This window comes from Aeromicrobium sp. Leaf272, assembly GCF_001422865.1.
Lineage (GTDB): Bacteria > Actinomycetota > Actinomycetes > Propionibacteriales > Nocardioidaceae > Aeromicrobium.
In genome coordinates this window covers 12780-31507 of the sequence record NZ_LMMY01000011.1, presented here as the reverse complement: position 1 = coordinate 31507, position 18728 = coordinate 12780, and the positions used below count along the sequence as shown (strand labels likewise).

General features: G+C 74.8%; 16 protein-coding genes, 2 pseudogenes and 3 riboswitches. Of the genes and pseudogenes, 13 read left to right on the top strand and 5 right to left on the bottom strand.

Annotation, left to right across the window (positions count from 1 at the left end):
* The 3 genes from ASF38_RS19120 to ASF38_RS07220 form a co-directional block, all read right to left on the bottom strand.
* Positions 1 to 1179, bottom strand: a 1179-nt coding sequence (locus tag ASF38_RS19120) for a cobaltochelatase subunit CobN (protein ID WP_235497479.1), incomplete at its 3' end; no start/stop codon positions are given.
* A 29-nt stretch (positions 1180 to 1208) separates the two neighbouring features.
* Positions 1209 to 1321: riboswitch (cobalamin riboswitch) on the bottom strand.
* 4 nt (positions 1322 to 1325) lie between these two features.
* Complete coding sequence (locus tag ASF38_RS07225) at positions 1326 to 1964, bottom strand: (2Fe-2S)-binding protein (RefSeq protein ID WP_056574795.1); 639 nt, start codon at positions 1962 to 1964, stop codon at positions 1326 to 1328.
* On the bottom strand, positions 1961 to 2488 hold the full coding sequence (locus ASF38_RS07220; protein WP_055961072.1) for an SRPBCC family protein: 528 nt from the start codon (positions 2486 to 2488) through the stop codon (positions 1961 to 1963). The genes ASF38_RS07225 and ASF38_RS07220 overlap by 4 nt, the downstream gene beginning before the upstream one ends.
* 80 nt (positions 2489 to 2568) lie before the next feature.
* On the opposite strand from ASF38_RS07220, the gene ASF38_RS07215 reads away from it, so the two are divergent.
* The 8 genes from ASF38_RS07215 (at position 2569) to ASF38_RS07180 (ending at position 10560) form a co-directional block, all read left to right on the top strand.
* Positions 2569 to 3075, top strand: coding sequence for a hypothetical protein (locus ASF38_RS07215; protein WP_156366836.1), 507 nt, complete (start codon positions 2569 to 2571; stop codon positions 3073 to 3075).
* A gap of 33 nt (positions 3076 to 3108) precedes the next feature.
* Positions 3109 to 4188 (top strand): nicotinate-nucleotide--dimethylbenzimidazole phosphoribosyltransferase, encoded by a 1080-nt coding sequence (cobT, locus tag ASF38_RS07210; RefSeq protein WP_235497478.1) that lies wholly within the window; start codon positions 3109 to 3111, stop codon positions 4186 to 4188.
* Between the two features lie 11 nt (positions 4189 to 4199).
* A riboswitch (cobalamin riboswitch) is annotated at positions 4200 to 4323 on the top strand.
* Between the two features lie 52 nt (positions 4324 to 4375).
* Positions 4376 to 5410: an ABC transporter substrate-binding protein gene (locus ASF38_RS07205; protein ID WP_056574789.1), complete on the top strand. Its 1035-nt coding sequence runs from the start codon at positions 4376 to 4378 to the stop codon at positions 5408 to 5410.
* A complete protein-coding gene (locus tag ASF38_RS07200) occupies positions 5407 to 6492 on the top strand; it encodes an iron ABC transporter permease (protein ID WP_235497466.1) in 1086 nt (361 codons plus the stop codon). The genes ASF38_RS07205 and ASF38_RS07200 overlap by 4 nt, the downstream gene beginning before the upstream one ends.
* The gene (locus ASF38_RS07195; RefSeq protein WP_056551822.1) at positions 6489 to 7256 is read left to right on the top strand and encodes an ABC transporter ATP-binding protein; all 768 of its coding nucleotides are present in this window, start codon (positions 6489 to 6491) and stop codon (positions 7254 to 7256) included. Before ASF38_RS07200 ends, ASF38_RS07195 begins: the two co-directional genes overlap by 4 nt.
* Positions 7257 to 7494: 238 nt before the next feature.
* The gene (locus ASF38_RS07190) at positions 7495 to 8397 is read left to right on the top strand and encodes a hypothetical protein (RefSeq protein WP_055961058.1); all 903 of its coding nucleotides are present in this window, start codon (positions 7495 to 7497) and stop codon (positions 8395 to 8397) included.
* Positions 8394 to 9050 (top strand): precorrin-8X methylmutase, encoded by a 657-nt coding sequence (locus ASF38_RS07185; RefSeq protein WP_055961054.1) that lies wholly within the window; start codon positions 8394 to 8396, stop codon positions 9048 to 9050. Before ASF38_RS07190 ends, ASF38_RS07185 begins: the two co-directional genes overlap by 4 nt.
* Before the next feature lie 4 nt (positions 9051 to 9054).
* Positions 9055 to 10560, top strand: a complete 1506-nt coding sequence (locus ASF38_RS07180) for a precorrin-2 C(20)-methyltransferase (RefSeq protein ID WP_056574786.1) — start codon at positions 9055 to 9057, stop codon at positions 10558 to 10560.
* Positions 10561 to 10640: 80 nt separating this feature from the next.
* Here the strand turns inward: ASF38_RS07180 and ASF38_RS07175 are convergent, their stop codons facing one another.
* Together ASF38_RS07175 and cbiE are read right to left on the bottom strand one after the other, a co-directional pair.
* On the bottom strand, positions 10641 to 11393 hold the full coding sequence (locus ASF38_RS07175) for a cobalt-precorrin-4/precorrin-4 C(11)-methyltransferase (RefSeq protein ID WP_056574783.1): 753 nt from the start codon (positions 11391 to 11393) through the stop codon (positions 10641 to 10643).
* On the bottom strand, positions 11390 to 12613 hold the full coding sequence (gene cbiE / locus ASF38_RS07170; protein WP_056574780.1) for a precorrin-6y C5,15-methyltransferase (decarboxylating) subunit CbiE: 1224 nt from the start codon (positions 12611 to 12613) through the stop codon (positions 11390 to 11392). The genes ASF38_RS07175 and cbiE overlap by 4 nt, the downstream gene beginning before the upstream one ends.
* 61 nt (positions 12614 to 12674) lie before the next feature.
* Positions 12675 to 12807: riboswitch (cobalamin riboswitch) on the top strand.
* A 21-nt stretch (positions 12808 to 12828) separates the two neighbouring features.
* Between cbiE and ASF38_RS07165 the strand changes: the two genes are divergently transcribed.
* The 5 genes and pseudogenes from ASF38_RS07165 to ASF38_RS19110 form a co-directional block, all read left to right on the top strand.
* A complete protein-coding gene (locus tag ASF38_RS07165; protein WP_056574778.1) occupies positions 12829 to 14862 on the top strand; it encodes a VWA domain-containing protein in 2034 nt (677 codons plus the stop codon).
* A complete protein-coding gene (cobO, locus tag ASF38_RS07160) occupies positions 14862 to 15476 on the top strand; it encodes a cob(I)yrinic acid a,c-diamide adenosyltransferase (protein ID WP_055961035.1) in 615 nt (204 codons plus the stop codon). Before ASF38_RS07165 ends, cobO begins: the two co-directional genes overlap by 1 nt.
* A gap of 76 nt (positions 15477 to 15552) precedes the next feature.
* Positions 15553 to 18015, top strand: coding sequence for a cobyrinate a,c-diamide synthase (locus ASF38_RS07155; RefSeq protein WP_200914444.1), 2463 nt, complete (start codon positions 15553 to 15555; stop codon positions 18013 to 18015).
* A pseudogene (locus ASF38_RS19115) lies at positions 18012 to 18167 on the top strand (NAD(P)-dependent oxidoreductase); the annotation flags it as partial. The gene ASF38_RS07155 and the pseudogene ASF38_RS19115, both read left to right, overlap by 4 nt.
* Positions 18168 to 18317: 150 nt before the next feature.
* Positions 18318 to 18728 (top strand): annotated as a pseudogene (locus ASF38_RS19110) (uroporphyrinogen-III C-methyltransferase); the annotation flags it as partial.

Sequence of the window (18728 nt, the reverse complement as noted above, 5' to 3'; positions counted from 1 at the left end):
GTCGCCGGCCTCGGTGAGGTCGTCGCGCTCCAGACCGGGGATCTGTCCGGGCTCGCCGAGGTCGTAGCCGGCGTCGCGCATCGCGCGCAGCAGCCGGATGGTGGAGGCGGGGGTGTCGAGGCCGACGGCGTTGCCCACCCGGCTGTGCTTCGTCGGGTAGGCCGACAGCATGAGCACGACCTTGCGCTCGGCCGGCGGGGTGTGGCGCAGGCGGGCGTGGGCGGCGGCGATGCCGGCCACGCGCGCGCTGCGCTCGGGGTCGGCCACGTAGCGGGGGAGACCGTCCTCGTCGACCTCCTTGAAGGAGAACGGGGCGGTGATGATCCGACCGTCGAACTCCGGGATCGCGATCTGGTTGGCCGAGTCGAGCGGCGAGACGCCGTCGTCGGAGGCCTCCCACTCGGCGCGGCTCGAGGTGAGGCTGAGGCCCTGGAGGATCGGGATGTCGAGGGCCTTGAGACGCGCGACGTCCCACGACTCGTCGTCGCCGCCGGCGCTGACGGTGCCCGGCTTCGTGCCGCCGGCCGCGAGCACCGTGACGATGAGGGCGTCGAGGTTCGCCATCTCCTCGAACAGCGCGTCGGGGGCGGCGCGCAGCGACGAGCTGAAGATCGGGACGCCGACGGCGTCGCCGGTGTCGTCGATCGCGTCGGCCAACGCGTGCGCGAAGCCGGCGTTGCCGCTGGCCTCGTGGGCGCGGTAGTACAGCACGCCGATCCTGGCCTTGCCCGTCTCGTCGTCGCCCTGCGGGCGAGGAGCAAGACCCCATTCCGGCAGGACCTTCGGGGGCTCGAACCCCTCGCCGGTCAGCATCACGGTGTCGGAGAGGAAGGCGTGCAGCTGGGCGAGGTTCTCGGGGCCGCCCTCCGCGAGGTACACGTGGGCGTCGGCGCAGACGCCGATCGGGACGGTCGACTGCTCCATCAGCTCGGCGCTGGGCGACTGCTCGCCGCCGAGCACCACCATCGGCTTGCCCGTGGCGCGGATGCGCGCGAAGCCCGAGCAGAGGTCCTGCGGCGAGCCGAGGATGCGCGCGACCACAAGGTCGGCCGCCTCGATCGCGGCGGCCATGTCCTGGTGGCCGGGCTTCGCCGGGTTGGCGTAGACGTAGTCGGCGCCGCTCGCGCGGGCCGAGAGCAGGTCGGTGTCGGACGTCGAGAGCAGCGCGATACGCGTCATCAGGGTTCCTCCTCGGGGTTCTCGCCCCGTGCGGTGGGAGTCGCCGCGGAAGGTGTCTGGCTGGCCTGCAGGCAGGCGTCACAGTGGCGGAACCGCGCCGGACTCGCACCGGCTTCCCTGATCCGCGGCGACGGATCGCGGTCAGCCTAGCGGCCTCGCGCCGGGATCACGCAGTCGCCGCAGTACCCGCCGCCGGGGATCCGGTAGTAGAGGCAGCAGGAGCGGCGCACGTACGGCGGTCCCACGTCGCCGGTGCCCGCGAGGGAGGGGTGGGTGAGCGCGTCGGCGCCGACGTCGAGCGCGGCGTCGCGCAGGTCGGGCCGGGCGAGCGTGGCCATCCTCAGCGCACCGAACGCCGCGGACGACGCGTTGCCCGCCAGCACCTGCTCCGACAGGCCATGGGCGGCGTGCAGACGACGGGCGAGGGGCTCGACCACGTCGGACAGGACGGCGTGCAGGTCGGCCGGACCCCAGGCGCCGGCCGCGAGAGGGAAGGTCCCGGTGGGCTGCTCACGCCAGTGGAGGTCGGCCGGGGCGTCGACGTCGAGCAGCAGCGCCCCGATCGTCGGCGACAGCAGCCGGGCGAAGAGACCGAGCGATGCGATCGAGGCGGCCACACGGGGTTCCACCTCCGCGTTCGAGCGGGACCGGAGGACCAGGTGCGCCGCGACGACGCGGTGGTCCGGGAACGGGCCGTCGAGCAGCTCCGCGAGGGGGTGCCAGCCCGGCCCCGCGACGTCGGGGTCGACGGCGAAGAACTCGCCCAGCCGGGCGAGCGCGGTCACTCGGGTGACCCGGGCTCACGCTCCCGGTCCGCCTCCAGCTCGCGCTTGAGCCGGTCGAGCGTGCGTCGGATGTTGCCGCGCTGGAACGTGGCGAAGGAGTCCCGCCCGGTGGCCACGCGGTCGAACACCGAGGCCGTCCAGTCGGGCCAGCCCTTGCGGCCGTCGACCCAGGTCTCCGTGACGAGCGTGCCTCCCACGGCCGGCTCGAACGCGTACTCCCACGTGGCGACGCGCACCGGCAGCAGCCGCTCGCCCAGTCCCCACGCACGCACGTCGAAGGCGAACCGTCGGCCGGGCTCGGCGATGGTCACGACGCAGCGGGTCCGCCACCGACCGCGACCGCGCTTGTTGTCGCCGACGAACACCGTGCCCTTGACCACGGGAGCGTCGGGATCGGCCAGCGTCGCGCCGGTGTTCTCGGGGCTCCAGCGCCCCATCTGCCGCACGTCGCTGACCGCGGCGTAGGCGGTCTCCGGGTCGACGCCGACGACCACGGTGTCGCTGACGGTGAGGGCTCGGGACATGCAGGGGAGGCTACTCGCGTGCACGTGCTCGCACCGAGGGAAGGTGCGACGTCGTGACGCGGCTCGCACCCCGTGCCAGCATGACCGCCATGGACCTGCGCGAGGTGACCGACCGCACCAGCTGGCGCGACCCTTCCCCGCCGAGCCTGCCCCCCGTCGAGGTGCCGACGTGCACGCACCCGCCGGACGCCGAGATCGGGGCCGGCCGGGTGGACCTGTTCGGCATCGACCACGACGACGTCGCCCGGTTCCACCGCACGAGTCGCGGTCTCACCCACGCCTACACGGCCGGTCGCCCGCACGACGGGGCCGTCCTGAGGCACGTCCCGATGGGCTACACCCAGCTCTACGACCACGAGAAGGTCGCCGTGGTCCTCGACGGACGGGTGCTGCGGCTCTGGGCCGCTCGCGGCACCGTCCAGGCCTTCGACCTCGTGGTGCCGCCGTCGTCGGGGCAGGACCTGCTGGTACTGGGAGCGTCGCACCCCGTTCGGTATGCGGTGGGGGAGGCCTGCAACCTGTCGGCGCGGCTGCCCGGCGTCCCGGTGATGGTCGCGCGACGTCTCGCCGAGCACGGCTGGCACTGATGAGGTCCGCTGGGCACTCGGTACGGTTCCCCCGTGCCTGACCACACTGCGCCCGACCACAGCGTGCCTGACCTGACGTCCCCCACCTCCGTGCGCCCGCCGGACGCCGCGGCCCACGCCGCTGCCGCCGCCCGACTGGCCGACCTCGCCACGCCCCCCGGCGCGCTCGGACGTCTCGGCGACCTGGCCTGCTGGATCGCCGCCACACAGGGCGAGGTGCCGCCGCGTCCGGTCGAGAACGTTCGGGCCGTCGTGCTCGCCGGCGACCACGGCGTGGTCGGCTCGGGCGTCTCCGCGTTCCCGAGCGCCGTCACCCCCGCCATGGTCCGGACCTTCGCGTCCGGCCGGGCCGGCGTGAGCGTGCTCGCCGCCCAGCACGGCGTGAGCCTGCGCGTGCTCGACCTCGGCGTCGACGACGACCTCGACGGCCTGGCCGACGAGGTCCGCGCCTTCAAGGTGCGGCGCGGCTGCGGCTCCATCGACGTCGAGGACGCGCTCACGTCCGAGGAGACGGGCCTGGCGATCGAGCACGGTCGCACGATCGCGGCGCAGGAGATCGCGTCGGGTGCGCAGCTGCTGGTCACCGGCGACATGGGCATCGGCAACACGACCCCGTCGGCCGCGCTCGTGGCCGCGTCGCTCGGCCTCCCCGGCGTCGAGGTCGTGGGTCGCGGGACCGGCATCGACGACGCAGGTCTGGCCCGCAAGGCCGAGGTCGTCCAGACCGCGCTGGACCGTGCCGGCGAGCGTGTGGCCGACCCCGTCGACCGGCTCACCGCGCTCGGCAGTGCCGACCTCGCCGCGACCGTCGGCTTCCTCGTCGCCGCGGCCGAGGCGGGTGTCCCCGTGCTGCTCGACGGACTCATCTCCGTGGCCTGCGCCCTGACCGCCGACGACCTCGCACCCGGTGCAGCCGCCTGGTTCGCCGCCGGCCACCGCTCCACCGAGCCGGCGCAGGGCTTCGCCCTCGAGAAGCTCGGCCTGGAGCCCCTGCTCGACCTCGGCATGCGGCTCGGTGAGGGCAGCGGCGCCGTCGCCGCCGTGCCGCTGGTGCGCTCCGCGGCGCTCCTCCTGCGCGACGTCGCGCTGCTGTCGGAGGTCCTGGGCGGCTGAGTCGGCCGGGCGTCGAACGGGAGTGCTACGGTGCGGCTGCCACGCGAGGGAACCCGGTGAGAGTCCGGGACTGACGCGCAACGGTATGGGCGGCGACGCCTGAGTCCGACACCCGCTGGCGACCCGCGGCACTCGCCGTGGGGCTCCACCGGGTCTCGCGCAACGGACCCCCGAGCGAAGGATCGCGATGCGACCACGCTTCAGCCCCTCCCTCTCCGCCGCCCTGCTGGCGGCCACGTTCCTCGCGGCGTGCGGCTCGTCGACCGACTCAGGGTCCTCGACGTCGGCCGCGTCCACGAGCGGCTTCCCGGTCACGGTCGAACGCTGCGACCGTGACGTCACCGTCGAGAGCCCGCCGCAGCGCATCGTGTCCCTGAACCAGGGCACCACCGAGATCCTGCTGAGCCTCGGCGTGGCCGACCGCATGGCGGGTGCCGCGGGCTGGACCGACCCGATCCTGCCGTCGCTGGCCGAGGAGAACGCGACGGTCGAGCGGCTCGCGGACCAGGCGCCGTCGTACGAGGACCTGCTCGCGACCGAGCCCGACCTCGTGACCGCGTCGTTCGCGAACGCCCTCAGCGAGGGCGGCGTGACCACGCCCGAGAAGCTGGCCGGCCTGGGCGTCCCCGCCTACCTGTCGGCCGTCGAGTGCGAGAAGTCCGACTTCGGCGCCGGTGACGGCACCCGTGACGAGCCGCTCGAGATGGAGTCGATCTACACGGAGGTCCGCGACCTCGCTGCGCTCGTGGGCGAGGAGCAGGCCGGCGAGGACCTCGTCGCCTCGCTCGAGGAGCGCATGGCCGACGCCGCCGCGGCCGACTTCGACGGCACGTCGGTCTTCTACTGGTTCGCCAACTCCGAGGCGCCCTACGCCGCGGGCTGCTGCGGGGGGCCGGGCATCATCACGCGAGCGCTGGGCCTGGACAACGTGTTCGAGGGCGAGCAGGACGAGTGGCCGCAGATCGGGTGGGAGTCGATCGCGGCCACCGATCCCGACGTCCTCGTCATCGGGGACCTGACCCGCAGGAGCCAGACCGCGGAGAGCGGCAAGGCCAAGATCGCGTTCCTGGAGTCCAACCCGGTCACGCGGGAGATGACCGCGGTCAAGGAGAAGCGCTACGTGCTGCTGGCCGGCGCCGAGCTCAACCCGTCGATCCGCACGGTCGACGCCGTCGAGAAGGTCGCCGCGGGCCTGCGCGACCTGGGGATCTCGCCGTCGTGACCTCCCTGCTGGTCGACGAGCGCGAGGCGCCGGGCGACGCCGAGACACCGCCCGACCGGGGGACTCGGGGCTCCCGACGCGGTCTGGTGCTGGGCGTGGTGACCCTCGCCGCGCTCGCGGTGTCGATCGCGGTCGCCACCACGATCGGGCCGTCGGACCTCGGCCCGCGCGACGCCGTGGCGGTCGCGCTGGCCAAGGTCGGGCTCGGGTCGTCGGGCCTCACCGGCATCCAGGAGGCGATCGTGTGGGACCTGCGCCTCCCGCGGGCGGTGCTGGCCGCAGCCTGCGGCGCCGGGCTGGCCCTGTGCGGCGTGGTGCTTCAGTCGCTGCTGCGCAACCCGCTGGCCGACCCGTTCGTGCTCGGCATCTCCTCGGGCGCATCCACCGGTGCCGTGGCCATCGTGGTGCTGGGTGTCGGAGCCGGCTCGGCAACGCTGGCCTCCGGGGCGTTCGTCGGGGCGCTGCTGGCCTTCGGGCTCGTGCTCGTCCTGGGCATGGCCTCCGGCGGGACGACCGACCGGATGATCCTCGCGGGCGTCGCGGCCACCCAGCTGTTCGCCGCGCTCACGTCGTTCATCGTGTTCACCGCCGCCGACGCCGAGCAGACAAGGGGCGTGCTGTTCTGGCTGCTCGGGTCGCTCGGCACCGCCTCGTGGCGCGACGTCCTGGTGTGCGGGGGGCTGGTGCTGGCGGGCCTGGTGGTCTGCTGGCTCGCGGCCGGGGCGCTCGACGCGTTCACCTTCGGCGAGGACGCGGCTGCCGCGCTGGGGGTCTCCGTGCTGCGCATCCGGCTGCTGCTCCTCGTGGTCACGGCCCTGATGACCGCCGTCATCGTGTCGACGTCCGGCGCCATCGGGTTCGTCGGGCTGGTGCTGCCGCACGCCGCACGAGCCGTGGTGGGGGCGCGGCACCGGGTGCTCGTGCCCGTCTCCGCCGTGCTGGGCGCGATCTTCCTGGTGTGGGTCGACGTCGGCGCGCGCACGGTCATCGCTCCGCAGGAGCTGCCGGTCGGCGTGGCCACGGCGCTCGTGGGCGTGCCGGCCTTCGTCGTGATCCTCCTGCGGCGGAGGCAGCGTTCATGAGCATCAGCGCCCGCACCGTCTCGTGGGGGGTGCGCGACCGGCTGATCGTCGACGGCGTGGACCTCGACGTCCGGCCCGGCAGCACCGTCGGCCTGCTCGGTCCCAACGGGTCCGGCAAGTCGTCGCTGCTGCGACTCCTCGCCGGTCTGCGACCGGCCTCCTCGGGGGTCGTGCGTCTGGGTGAGGACGACGTGACGCAGCTGAGCCGACGGCAGGTGGCGCGTCGTCTCGCCGTGGTCGACCAGGACGTCACCACCGACACCCAGCCGACCGTGCGCGACGTCATCGGTCTCGGACGGCTGCCACACCGCTCGACGTGGGCTCCCACGTCCGCCGCGGACCGGGCCGTCGTCGAGCGGGCCGCCCGCACCACGCGCACGTCGCACGTGCTCGACCGCGCCTACTCGACGCTCTCCGGGGGCGAGCGCCAGCGGGTGCAGATCGCCAGGGCGTTGGCCCAGGAGCCGACCGAGCTGCTGCTCGACGAGCCCACCAACCACCTCGACGTCCGCCACCAGCTGGAGCTCCTGGAGCTGGTGCGGGCGGCACGCACCACCACCGTGATGGCGCTGCACGACCTCAACCTGGCGGCCACGTACTGCGACACCCTCGTCGTGCTGGCCGACGGTCGGGTCCGGGTCGCGGGGCCACCCGCCGAGGTGCTCACCGCCGAGCTCGTGGCCGACGTCTACGACGTGCAGGCGGTCGTGACCGTCGTGGACGAGGTGCCGCACGTGAGGTTCACCGGGGTGACCGGCGCATGACGTCCGGGGAGCTTCCCTGTGGGGCCGGGTCGTACCGCCCTGGGAGAAGGCGTCGACCCGGCCCACCCGGCACGCGGCGTTGGGAGTGGTGCACGCGCGCCGTCACTGCGTACAACGTGGTTGAAGACGAAACGACACCCCTGGTGTGGGGTGATCCACGTCGCGGTCGTCGCGACCCGTCCGTCCACGCATCGGCGACGAACGTCACTCCCCGCCATCGTCGAACGAGGATGGAGCCATGAGCCCCGGCCCTGACGGCAGCGCTCGCGACCGCGCCGACCGATGCCCCGGTGTGCTGCGTCCCTGGATCGCCGACGACGGCGCGCTCGTGCGGCTCAGGCTGGTCGGCGGGCGGCTGCCGTCGCGTGCGCTCGCGCGGCTCGTCGACGTGGCCGAGCGGCACGGCGACGGGACGGTCGCGCTGACCCGGCGGGCGAACCTGCAGGTCCGTGGGCTGGCTGCCCCCGACGGTCTCGTCCCCCCGGTCGTGGTGGCCGAACTCGAGTCCACCGGCCTCCTGCCGAGCCGCACCCACGAGCTGGTGCGCAACGTCATGGTGTCCCCGCTGTCGGGACGCAGCGGCGGGCTCGCCGACCTTCGCCCCGTCGCCGAGCGGTACGACGCGCTGCTGCGCGGTGACGACGCCCTGGCCGAGCTGTCCGCGCGGTTCCTCGTCGTCCTCGACGACGGCCGCGGCGACCTCGTCGACCGGACCCTCGACCTCGGAGCCGTGGCGGTCGACGCAGGCCACGCGCAGGTCCGGGCCGGTCGGCACTGGGGCGAGGTCGTGCCGCTCGACGTCCTGCCGGACGTGCTCATGGCACTGGCCCACCGGTTCCAGCGGGTCCGTCCGGACGTCGGCACCTGGCACGTCGACGACCTGCCGGAGCACGGCGCCGCGGTCATGGGCGACCTGCACGCCCGCGACCTGCGCACCCAGGTGCGCGCCCTGCCCCTGCCCGAGGGCGTCGGCCGCCAGGACGACGGGCTCGCCTACGAGCACGTCACCGTGCCCGGCGGCGTGCTGCGCCGTCCCGACGTCGACGCGCTGCTCGCCCGCGCCGGCGCCGAGCTGGTGGTCACACCGTGGCGCAGCGTCGTCCTGCCCGATCTGCCCGCACGACCTCCGGAGACCGCATGAGAGCCCCCACCCGACGCTTCGACTACGAGGGCAGCGGCGCTGCCATCTACGTCGACTCCTTCGCGACGATCCGGCGGGAGACCGACCTGTCGCGCATCCCCGCCGACGCCGAGAAGGTGGCGGTGCGGATGATCCACGGCACCGGGCAGACGGACCTGGTCGACGACCTCGTGGTCCACCCGCGGCTGGTGTCGTCGGCGCGAGCGGCGCTGCGGTCGGGCGCACCGATCCTGTGCGACGCGACGATGGTGGCCTCCGGAGTCACCCGGGCGCGGCTCCCGCAGGACAACGACGTGCTGTGCCTGCTGCGTGACGAGCGGGTGCCGGACCTGGCGCGGGAGTGGGGGACCACCCGGTCGGCGGCCGCGCTCTCGTTGTGGGGCGACCGGCTCGACGGTGCGGTCGTGGCGATCGGCAACGCGCCCACGGCCCTGTTCCACCTGCTGGAGCTGCTGGCCGACGGTGCGCCCAGACCGGCGGCCGTCGTGGGGGTGCCAGTGGGCTTCATCGGTGCTGCCGAGTCGAAGGACGCGCTCGCGTCGTTCGCCGACACCCACGGCATCGACGTGCCGTTCGTGACCGTGCGCGGGCGTCGGGGTGGCTCGGCCATGGCGGCGTCGGCCCTCAACGCGCTGGCGCAGGAGGAGGAGTAGCCCCATGTCGGGACGACTGTTCGGCGTCGGGGTCGGTCCCGGCGACCCGGAGCTGGTGACGCTCAAGACCGCTCGGCTCATCCGCGACGCGGACGTCGTCGCCTACCACCAGGGCGTCGGCAAGCGCTCGAACGCGCGGCGGATCGTCGACGACCTGGTGCCCGAGGGCGTTACCGAGGAGGTGCTGCAGTACCCGGTCACCACGGGAGAGGTGCAGCACCCCGGTGGCTACGCGGGCGCGATGGCCGACTTCTACGAGGAGTGCGCCGAGCGCCTGCGTGCCCACCTGGCTGCGGGCCGCGACGTCGTGGTGCTCGCCGAGGGCGACCCGATGTTCTACGGCTCGTTCATGTACCTGCACGACCGGCTGTCCGGCGACTTCGAGACGGAGGTGGTGGCCGGGGTCCCGGCGTTCGCCGCCGCCACGGCGCTGGCCGCCACCCCGTTGGTGCGCCAGACCGACGTGCTGACCGTGCTGCCCGGGACGCTCCCGGAGGCCGAGCTGGCCCGACGGCTCGCCGACACCGACGGGGCGATCATCATGAAGCTCGGCCGCACGTTCCCGGCCGTCCGCTCCGCGCTGGAGCAGGCCGGACGGCTCGACACGGCGCTCTACGTCGAGCGCGCCTCCATGCCCGAGCAGCGGTGGATGCCCGTCGCCGACGTCGACGCGTCGTCGGTGCCGTACTTCTCGCTCGTCGTGGTCCCGGGCGACGGCCACGGCCGGCGCTACGACGCCCCGGAGCCGTCCGCGGGTGTGGCCGAGGCCGCTCAGGGAGAGGTCGTCGTGGTCGGGCTGGGCCCCGGGCCCGACGGCTGGCTCACGCCCGAGGCGTCCGACGAGCTGTCGCGCGTGGGGCACGTGGTCGGCTACGCGCCGTACGTGGCGAGGGTGCCGCAGCGGGTCGGGCTCGTCCGGCACGCGTCGGGGAACACGGTCGAGATCGACCGCGCCACCCACGCGCTGGAGCTCGCTCGGGCGGGTGAGCGGGTGGCCGTCGTGTCGGGCGGCGACGCGGGCGTGTTCGGCATGGCCACCGCGGTGCTGGAGGCGCAGGAGGCGCGCTCGGACCTGCACGACGTCGTGGTCCGGGTGGTGCCGGGCGTCTCCGCCGTCCAGGCCGTGGCGGCGCGGGCGGGGGCACCGATCGGCGGTGACTTCGCGGTCATGAGCCTGTCGGACCGGCTGAAGCCGTGGTCGGTCGTCGAGAGGCGGCTGCGCGCCGTGGCTGACGCCGACCTCGTGCTGGCCGTCTACAACCCGCGGTCCCGCTCGCGCACCACCCAGGTCGCGGACATGCGGCGCATCCTGCTCGAGCACCGCGACCCCGGCACCGTGGTGGTCGTGGGCCGCGACGTCGGCCGCGCCGAGGAGTCCCTCGTCGTGACCACCCTGCAGGAGCTGGACCCGGAGTCGATCGACATGAAGTGCCTGCTGGTCGTCGGCTCCTCGACCACCCGGGTCAGCCCCACCGGCGCCGTCTGGACATCCCGCTCCGTCGAGCCCTGACCGCCTGGTCCCCACGTTTCGGACAGCTCCGGGGCACTCGGGATGCCTTCAGTGCCCCGGAACTGTCCGAAACGGAGTGACTAGCGGCGCTTGGTGGACCGGTCGCGGGTGGGGGAGTAGAGGTAGGACTCCGCTCCGTCCGGTCGCGAGACCGCCGGCCCGACGAGGATGACGGCGGCCTGGCGCAGGCCCGCGGCCTCCACCTGGTCCGCCACGTCGGCGAGGGTGCCGCGCAGCACCATCTCGGCGTCCTGCGACGCGTTCGCGACGACCGCCACGGGCGTCTCGGCACCGAGCACGGCCGCGAGCCGGTCGGCCAGGTCACGGGTGCGGGTGATGGCCAGGTGCAGGCACAACGTGGCACCCGTCGCCGCGAAGGTCTCCAGCTCCTCGCTCGACGGCATCGCGGTGGAGCGCGCCTGGGTGCGGGTGAGGACCACCGACTGCACCACCTCGGGCACGGTCAGCTCGACCCCCAAGCGGGCCGCGGCCGCGGCGTAGGCCGGTACCCCGGGGGTGACGTCCCACGACACGCCGGCGGCGTCGAGCCGACGCGTCAGCTCGTGCAGCGCCGAGTACACCGACGGGTCGCCCGACGACAGCCGCACCACCTCGAGTCCCGCCGCGTGCCCGTCGACGCACGTGGCCGTGATCGCGTCGAGGTCGAGGTCCTGGGTGTCGACGAGGCGTGCGTCGGGTCGGCAGTGCTCGAGCACGGCGTCGACGTAGGTGCCGGCGTACAGCACGACGTCGGCGTGCTCGAGGAGCCGGACGGCCCGCACCGTCAGGAGGTCCGCGGCACCGGGTCCGGCGCCCACCACGTGCACGGTCATGCGCGTCCTTCCTTCACGACCGACCACTGCGTCACCGCACGGGCCGGGGTCCACGACGTGAACGACCCGAGGGGTGCGGCCGTCTCGACGAGCAGCCGCACCAGCTCGCCGCCGTGCTCGGCATGCCACGCGACGAGCAGCTGCTCGGTCTCGAGCGTGACGCCGTGCACCACCAGGCGTCCACCCGGGCGCAGCGCCCCCCAGCAGGCGTCGAGCACGCCGCGGACCGTCGCACCGCCACCGACGAACACCGCGTCGGGGGTGTCCAGGTCGGCGAGCGCATCGGGCGCCGCGCCCGTGACCACCTGCACCTCGGGCACGCCGAGGGTGCGGGTATTGCGGACGATCCGCTCGGCACGCTCGGCGTCCCGCTCGACGGCGACGGCCCGGCACCTCGGGTGGGTGCGCGCCCACTCCACTGACACCGACCCGGCGCCCGCGCCGACGTCCCACAGCAGGGCGCCGGGCGTCGGGGCCAGGCGCGCGAGGGCGCTGGCCCGCACGTCGCGCTTGGTGACCTGGCCGTCGTGCTCGAAGGCGTCGTCGGGCAGGCCGGGCACGAGCGGCAGCGCACGCGCACCCGCGTCGCGGACCTCGACGGCCAGCACGGTCAGCGCGCCGACGTCGTCCGTCCAGGTGGTCGCGACACCCTCGGTGCGGGACTCGGTCTCCGCACCCAGGTCGGTCAGCGCGGTCAGCGTGCTCGTGCCGTAGCCGTGCGACGCGAGCAGCGCGGCCACGGCCGCGGGCGTCGACGCGTCCGAGCACAGCACCAGCAGACGGGCCCCCGGGGCGAAGGCGGTCACGAGTCGGTGCACGTCGCGGCCCACCACGGTCACGACGTCCGACGACTCCGCGGACCAGCGCATCCGTGCCCGCGCCAGGGCGACGGACGAGACGCCCGGCAGCACCTCGACGGCGTCGGCACCGAGCAGGCCGACGAGCGTGGTGCCGATGCCGGAGACCAGCGGGTCGCCCGACGCGAGCGCGACCACGCGCCGCCCCTCGAACCCGGAGACCAGGTCCGGAAGCCCGTCACGCAGGGGCGACGGCCACGGCACGCGCTCGGCCGGCACGTCCACGGGGACCATCGCCAGGTGCCGCTCGCCCCCCAGGAGGACGTCGGCCGACTCGACCACGGCCCGGCGGGCGGCATCGAGCCCGGGCCAGCCATCGGCACCGATCCCGACGACGAGGAGGGGGGAGCGAGCGGAGGTCATGTCTCGCGAGGCTAGTGGGTTGCCGCAGCACGGCGGCGCCCCGGTAGCCTGGCGCCCGACCAAACTTCACATGACGCGAGGTGCCCCAGAACCTGGGGAGAATCGGGAAGCCGGTGCAAGTCCGGCACAGGGTCCGCTGCGGTGACCACCTGAGGGTGGAAGTCCGAAGACCGGCCTCGCGCTCAACCAGCCATGGCGATCGAGCGGGAGCCCTCATGCCACAGCACTACCCCTTCACGGCCGTCGTCGGAGCCGAGCCCGACCAGCTCGACGACATGGCCCTCGCCCTCGTCCTCACGACGATCTCGCCCGCCATCGGCGGCGTGCTCGTACGAGGGGAGAAGGGCACGGCCAAGTCGACCCTCGTGCGTGCCCTCGCGGCCGTGCTGCCGCCGATCGAGGTGGTCTCGGGCGACCGGTTCTCCAGCGATCCTGCCGACTCCGCCCTGTCGCCCGACGGTCCGTTCGGGCCGGACGCACCGGTCGAGTCCCGCCCGGTGCGGCTCGTCGAGCTGCCCGTCGGCGCCACCGAGGACCGCGTGCTCGGCTCCCTCGACCTCGAGCAGGCCCTCGGCAGCGGCGTCACCCGCTACGAGCCCGGCCTGCTGGCTCGCGCGCACCGCGGCGTGCTGTACGTCGACGAGGTCAACCTGCTGCACGACCACCTGGTCGACCTCCTGCTCGACGCGGCCGCGATGGGCCGCTCCACGGTGGAGCGCGACGGCGTGTCCGTGGAGCACGCTGCCCGGTTCGTCCTCATCGGCACGATGAACCCCGAGGAGGGCGAGCTGCGGCCCCAGCTGCTGGACCGCTTCGGCCTCGCCGTGGAGGTGGCCGCGCCGCGCGAGCCGGCCACCCGCGCCGAGGTCGTGCGTCGCCGGCTGGCCTTCGACGCCGACCCGACCGGCTTCGCGGCGCGCTTCGCCGACGCCGAGGCTGCGCTCACCGCCAGGATCAGTGCCGCGCAGGACCTCGTGACCCAGGTGCCGCTCGACGACGCGACCCTGGTCTCCATCGCGGAGCTGTGCTCGGCGTTCGGGGTCGACGGCCTGCGTGCCGACATCGTGACGGCCCGCACCGCTGCCGCCCACGCGGCGTGGCACGGGCGCACCACCATCACCCGTGACGACGTGCGCGCGGCCGCCCGCCTCGCGCTGCCGCACCGTCGTCGGCGCAACCCCTTCGACGAGACCGGGCTCGACGAGTCCGAGCTCGACGACCTGCTCGGCCCCGACGAGCCGCCCGCGGGCGGCCTCGACGACGGGGGGCCCGACGGTCCCGACGACGAGGGCCCTGACGACGGGGGTCCCGACGGTGGTGGCCCCGGCGGCGGCAGCGACACCGCGGCCGACGCTCCCGCGCCCGGTGAGGCGCCCGCTCCGTCCGGCGGCGACAGCGGCGAGGGCTCCGGCCAGGCCGCGGAGTCCACGGTCGGCGCCGGGCAGCCGGTGCGGGCCCGCCTGCTGCAGGTCGACGGCGTGGGTGCCGGCGTCTCGGGTCGTCGCTCGCGCGCGGTGACCGACGACGGCCGACGCATCGGCGCGCGCACCCCGGCCGGCCGCAGCGGCTCCTTGCACCTCGTCGAGACGGTCCGTGCCGCCGCGCCGCACCAGCACGCGCGCGGACGCGCCGACGGAGGCCGCGTGCTGCTGCGTCCGGCCGACCTGCGCGTCGCCGTGCGCGAGGGACGCGAGTCCAACCTGGTGCTGCTCTGCGTCGACGCCTCGGGCTCCATGGCGGCCCGGCGCCGGATGGAGCAGGTCAAGACCGCCGTGCTCTCGCTGCTGCTCGACGCCTACCAGCGCCGCGACAAGGTCGGGCTGGTCACCTTCCGCGGCGCCGGCGCCACGCTCGACCTGCCACCCACGTCGTCGGTCGACGTCGCCGCGCGCCGGCTCGAGGAGCTGCCCGCGGGCGGCCGCACCCCGCTGGCCGAGGGCCTCGCCGCGGCCGCGGACGCCCTGCGCCTCGAGCGCATTCGCGACCCGCTGCGCCGACCGCTGCTCGTGGTCGTCACCGACGGTCGCGCCACGTCGGGCCTCGACGCCCTGGCCCGCGCCCACCGCGCGGCCGACCACGTGCGCGCGAGCGGCGTGGCGTCGGTCGTCGTCGACTGCGAGACCGGCGGCTTCCGCCTCGGCCTCGCCGCCGTGCTGGCCGACCGTCTGGGTGCTCAGCACCTCCCGCTCGGCGAGGTCAGCGCCGAGAGCCTGACCTCCGCCGTCCGCACGGTGAGGGAGGTGGCCTGATGCCCCAGGGTCAGCCGCTGGTCGTCCCCGACGACGGCCTCACCACCCGCCAGCGCCGCAACCGACCGCTCGTCATGGTGCACACCGGCCCCGGCAAGGGAAAGTCCACCGCCGCGTTCGGCCTGGCCATGCGCGCCTGGAACCAGGGCTGGAAGGTCGGCGTGTTCCAGTTCGTCAAGTCCGCCAAGTGGCGCGTCGGCGAGCAGTCCGTGCTCGAGCACCTGGGTCGCCTGCACGAGACCGAGGGCCTCGGCGGTCCCGTCGAGTGGCACAAGATGGGCTCGGGCTGGTCGTGGTCGCGCAAGTCCGGCACCGATGACGACCACGCCGTCGCGGCCGCCGAGGGCTGGGCCGAGATCAAGCGCCGCCTCGCCGCCGAGACCCACGACCTCTACGTGCTCGACGAGTTCACCTACCCCATGAAGTGGGGCTGGGTCGACGTCGACGACGTCGCCGACACCCTCGCGTCGCGGCCCGGTCGCCAGCACGTGGTGATCACCGGACGCGACGCCGCCCCCCGGCTCCTGGAGGTGGCCGACCTCGTCACGGAGATGACGAAGGTCAAGCACCCCATGGACGCCGGCCAGAAGGGTCAGCGAGGCATCGAATGGTGAGCGTCGAGCGTTGCCCAAGCCCACGGCCGGCGGGGGTGCCGGGCCGTGGGCGGCAGACGGCACAGAGGGGGATCGAATGGTGAGCCTGCCGCGGATCGTCGTCGCCGCGCCCGCGTCGGGCCACGGCAAGACGACGATCGCCACGGGCCTCATGGCGGCGCTCGCCCGCACCGGGCTGCGGGTCTCGGGCCACAAGGTGGGACCGGACTACATCGACCCCGGCTACCACGCGCTGGCCACCGGTCTGCCCGGCCGCAACCTCGACCCCCACCTGGTGGGGGAGGAGCGTCTCGTCCCGCTGCTGCTGCACGGTTCCGCCGGTGCGGACCTCGCGGTCGTCGAGGGCGTCATGGGTCTGCACGACGGCATGCTCGGCACCGACGGCTACGCCTCCACCGCCCACGTGGCCCGCGTGACCGACAGCCCGGTGGTGCTCGTGGTCGACGTGTCCTCGGCGTCGCGCTCCATCGCGGCGCTCGTCCAGGGCATGGTCGCCTTCGACACGTCGGTGCGGGTGGCCGGCGTCGTCCTCAACAAGGTCGGGTCCACGCGGCACGCCGACGAGGTGGTGCGCGCGCTCGAGAGCACCGGGGTGCCGGTGCTCGGCATCGTGCACCGCGACGACGGCGTCGTGGCCCCGTCGCGCCACCTGGGCCTGGTGCCCGCGGCCGAGCGGGAGGACGCGGCGGCCGCGCTCGACCGGCTCGCCACCCGGGTCGCGAAGGCCGTCGACCTGGAGGAGGTCGTGCGCATCGCCCGGTCGGCGCCGACCCTGCAGGGCGCGGCGTGGGACGCGGCCTCCGAGGTCGGCCCTCCGCCCGCCGGGCCGCGGCGGGTGGTCGCCGTGGCCGGCGGCCGCTCGTTCACGTTCCGCTACGCCGAGACGGTCGAGCTGCTCGACGCCCTCGGCTGCGACGTGCGGGTGTTCGACCCCCTGCACGACGAGTCCCTGCCGGAGGGCACGTCGGGGCTCTACCTGGGTGGCGGCTTCCCCGAGGTGCACGCGGCGACGATCTCGGCCAACGAGCCCCTGCGCCACGCCATCGCGGACGCCGTGGCCGCCGGGGTGCCGACCGTGGCCGAGTGCGCGGGCCTGCTGTACCTCTGCCGCTCGCTCGACGGCGCGCCCATGGTGGGTGCGCTCCCGGCCGACGCCGCCATGACACCGCGCCTGACCCTCGGCTACCGCACGGCGGTGGCCCCGGTCGAGCACCTGCTCGCCCCCGTCGGCGGCCGCGTGACCGGCCACGAGTTCCACCGCACCCACGTCACGCCGTCGGCCGGCGCCGACGACGCGCTCGGTGTCGCCTGGACGAGCGCCCACGGCGAGGCCGGCTTCGCGAGCGCGACGCTCCACGCCTCGTACCTGCACACGCACTGGGCGGGTCACCCCCGCGTGGCGGCGCGCTTCGCCGCGGCGGTCCACGCCGCGCCCGAGCGGTCTCGATCCGCCCCCGAGAGCTCCTTCGTCGCCTCGGCGGCCACGCGACCAGCGGCGGGTGACAACCGCCGGCCGCGTGTCGAGGCCGTCTCCCCGCCCGACCCGCTCCGCCACCACGGCGACGCGGAGGCCACCGACGGGCTCGTCGACCTCGCGGTCAACGTGCACGACGGGCCGCGTCCGACGTGGCTCGACCATGCCCTGAGCTCCGCGCTCGACGACGTCGGCCGCTACCCCGACGCCCGCGAGGCCGAGGCGGCCGTGGCTCGTCGTCACCTGCGCGCCGACGACGAGGTCCTCGCGACCGCCGGTGCGGCGGAGGCGTTCACGCTGCTGGCCCGCGCCCGCGACTGGCAGCACCCCGTGGTGGTGCACCCGCAGTTCACCGAGCCCGACGTCGCGCTGCGCCAGGCCGGCCACGACCCGCAGCACGTGCGGCTCGGCCACGACTTCGCGCTCGAGCCCGACCGCGTCCCCGACGACGCCGACCTCGTGGTCGTCGGCAACCCCACCAACCCCACCGGTGTGCTGCACCCCGCCTGGGCGATCCGTGCCCTCGCGCGGCCCGGCCGCGTGGTCGTGGTCGACGAGGCGTTCATGGACGCCGTGCCCGGGGAGCAGCACTCGTTCGCAGGCTCGCCCCTTCCCGGGGTGCTGGTCGTGCGCAGCCTGACGAAGCTCTGGAGCATCCCCGGCGTGCGCGCGGGCTACGTCCTCGGCGACCCCGACCTGCTGGCCGACCTGCGCGCCCAGCAGCCGCCGTGGTCGGTGTCGACCCACGCCGCCGCCGCCATCGTCGCGTGCACGTCCGACGACGCCCGTGCCGAGGCGACCCGTCGTGCCGCCGACGTGGGCCGGCACCGCGCCGTGCTCACCGACGGCCTCGACGAGCTGGGCGTCCACCATCTGCCGTCGTCCGCGCCGTTCGTCCTGGCTCGGGTGGGGCCAGGGGTCCACGGTGCGCTGCGCGACGCCGGGTGGGCGGTGCGGCGCGCCGACACCTTCCCGGGACTCGACGACGCCTGGATCCGCGTCGCCGTGCGCGCCCCTGACGTCACCCGTCGCTTCCTCGCCGCGCTCGCGCAGGTGCGGTCGTGAGTCGGCGCGTGCTCGTGGCCGGCGGCGGCCTGCGCGCCGCAGCGGCAGCGTCGTCGGCCCTGGCCGAGGGCGACACCGTCACGGTCGTGGCCCCCGACCTCGTGGCCACGCTCGAGGACCTCGTCCACCGCGGCCTCGTCTCCTGGCGGCGCGGCGAGCTGTCGCTCGACGACGTGCTCGCGGCCGACGTGGTGCTGCGGGTGCCGGCCGACGGTGCCCATCGCCGCCCGTCGCCCGGCACCCCCGCCGGTGCCCCGGGTGACGTCGTCCTCGTCGGCGCCGGGCCGGGCGACCCCGACCTCATGACCGTGGGTGGCCTGCGCGCCCTGGCCGAGGCCGACGTCGTGGTGACCGATCGGCTCGTCCCGCTCGCCGCGCTCGACGCGGTGCGGCCCGACGCCCAGGTCGTCGACGTCGCGAAGATCCCGGGCGGCCGGTCCACCGGACAGGACGCGATCGACGCGCTGCTCGTGGAGCACGCCCTGGCCGGCCGGCGCGTGGTCCGGCTGAAGGGCGGCGACCCGTTCGTGTTCGGCCGCGGCGGCGAGGAGGCGATCGCCTGCGCCCGCGCGGGTGTGCCGGTGCGGGTGCTGCCCGGCGTCACGTCGTCGGTCTCCGGCCCGGCCCTCGCGGGCATCCCGGTCACCCATCGGGGGCTCACGCAGGGCTTCACCGTGGTCTCGGGCCACGTGCCGCCCGACCACCCAGACTCC

Bases quoted from the DNA above. Each gene is read 5' to 3' on its own strand.
- ASF38_RS07220 (WP_055961072.1), bottom strand. From the start codon at position 2,488: ATGTCCCGAGCCCTCACCGTCAGCGACACCGTGGTCGTCGGCGTCGAC.
- ASF38_RS07215 (WP_156366836.1), top strand. From the start codon at position 2,569: ATGACCGCCATGGACCTGCGCGAGGTGACCGACCGCACCAGCTGGCGC.
- ASF38_RS07205 (WP_056574789.1), top strand. From the start codon at position 4,376: ATGCGACCACGCTTCAGCCCCTCCCTCTCCGCCGCCCTGCTGGCGGCC.
- ASF38_RS07195 (WP_056551822.1), top strand. From the start codon at position 6,489: ATGAGCATCAGCGCCCGCACCGTCTCGTGGGGGGTGCGCGACCGGCTG.
- ASF38_RS07190 (WP_055961058.1), top strand. From the start codon at position 7,495: ATGAGCCCCGGCCCTGACGGCAGCGCTCGCGACCGCGCCGACCGATGC.
- ASF38_RS07185 (WP_055961054.1), top strand. From the start codon at position 8,394: ATGAGAGCCCCCACCCGACGCTTCGACTACGAGGGCAGCGGCGCTGCC.
- ASF38_RS07180 (WP_056574786.1), top strand. From the start codon at position 9,055: ATGTCGGGACGACTGTTCGGCGTCGGGGTCGGTCCCGGCGACCCGGAG.
- ASF38_RS07175 (WP_056574783.1), bottom strand. From the start codon at position 11,393: ATGACCGTGCACGTGGTGGGCGCCGGACCCGGTGCCGCGGACCTCCTG.
- cbiE (WP_056574780.1), bottom strand. From the start codon at position 12,613: ATGACCTCCGCTCGCTCCCCCCTCCTCGTCGTCGGGATCGGTGCCGAT.
- ASF38_RS07165 (WP_056574778.1), top strand. From the start codon at position 12,829: ATGCCACAGCACTACCCCTTCACGGCCGTCGTCGGAGCCGAGCCCGAC.
- cobO (WP_055961035.1), top strand. From the start codon at position 14,862: ATGCCCCAGGGTCAGCCGCTGGTCGTCCCCGACGACGGCCTCACCACC.
- ASF38_RS07155 (WP_200914444.1), top strand. From the start codon at position 15,553: ATGGTGAGCCTGCCGCGGATCGTCGTCGCCGCGCCCGCGTCGGGCCAC.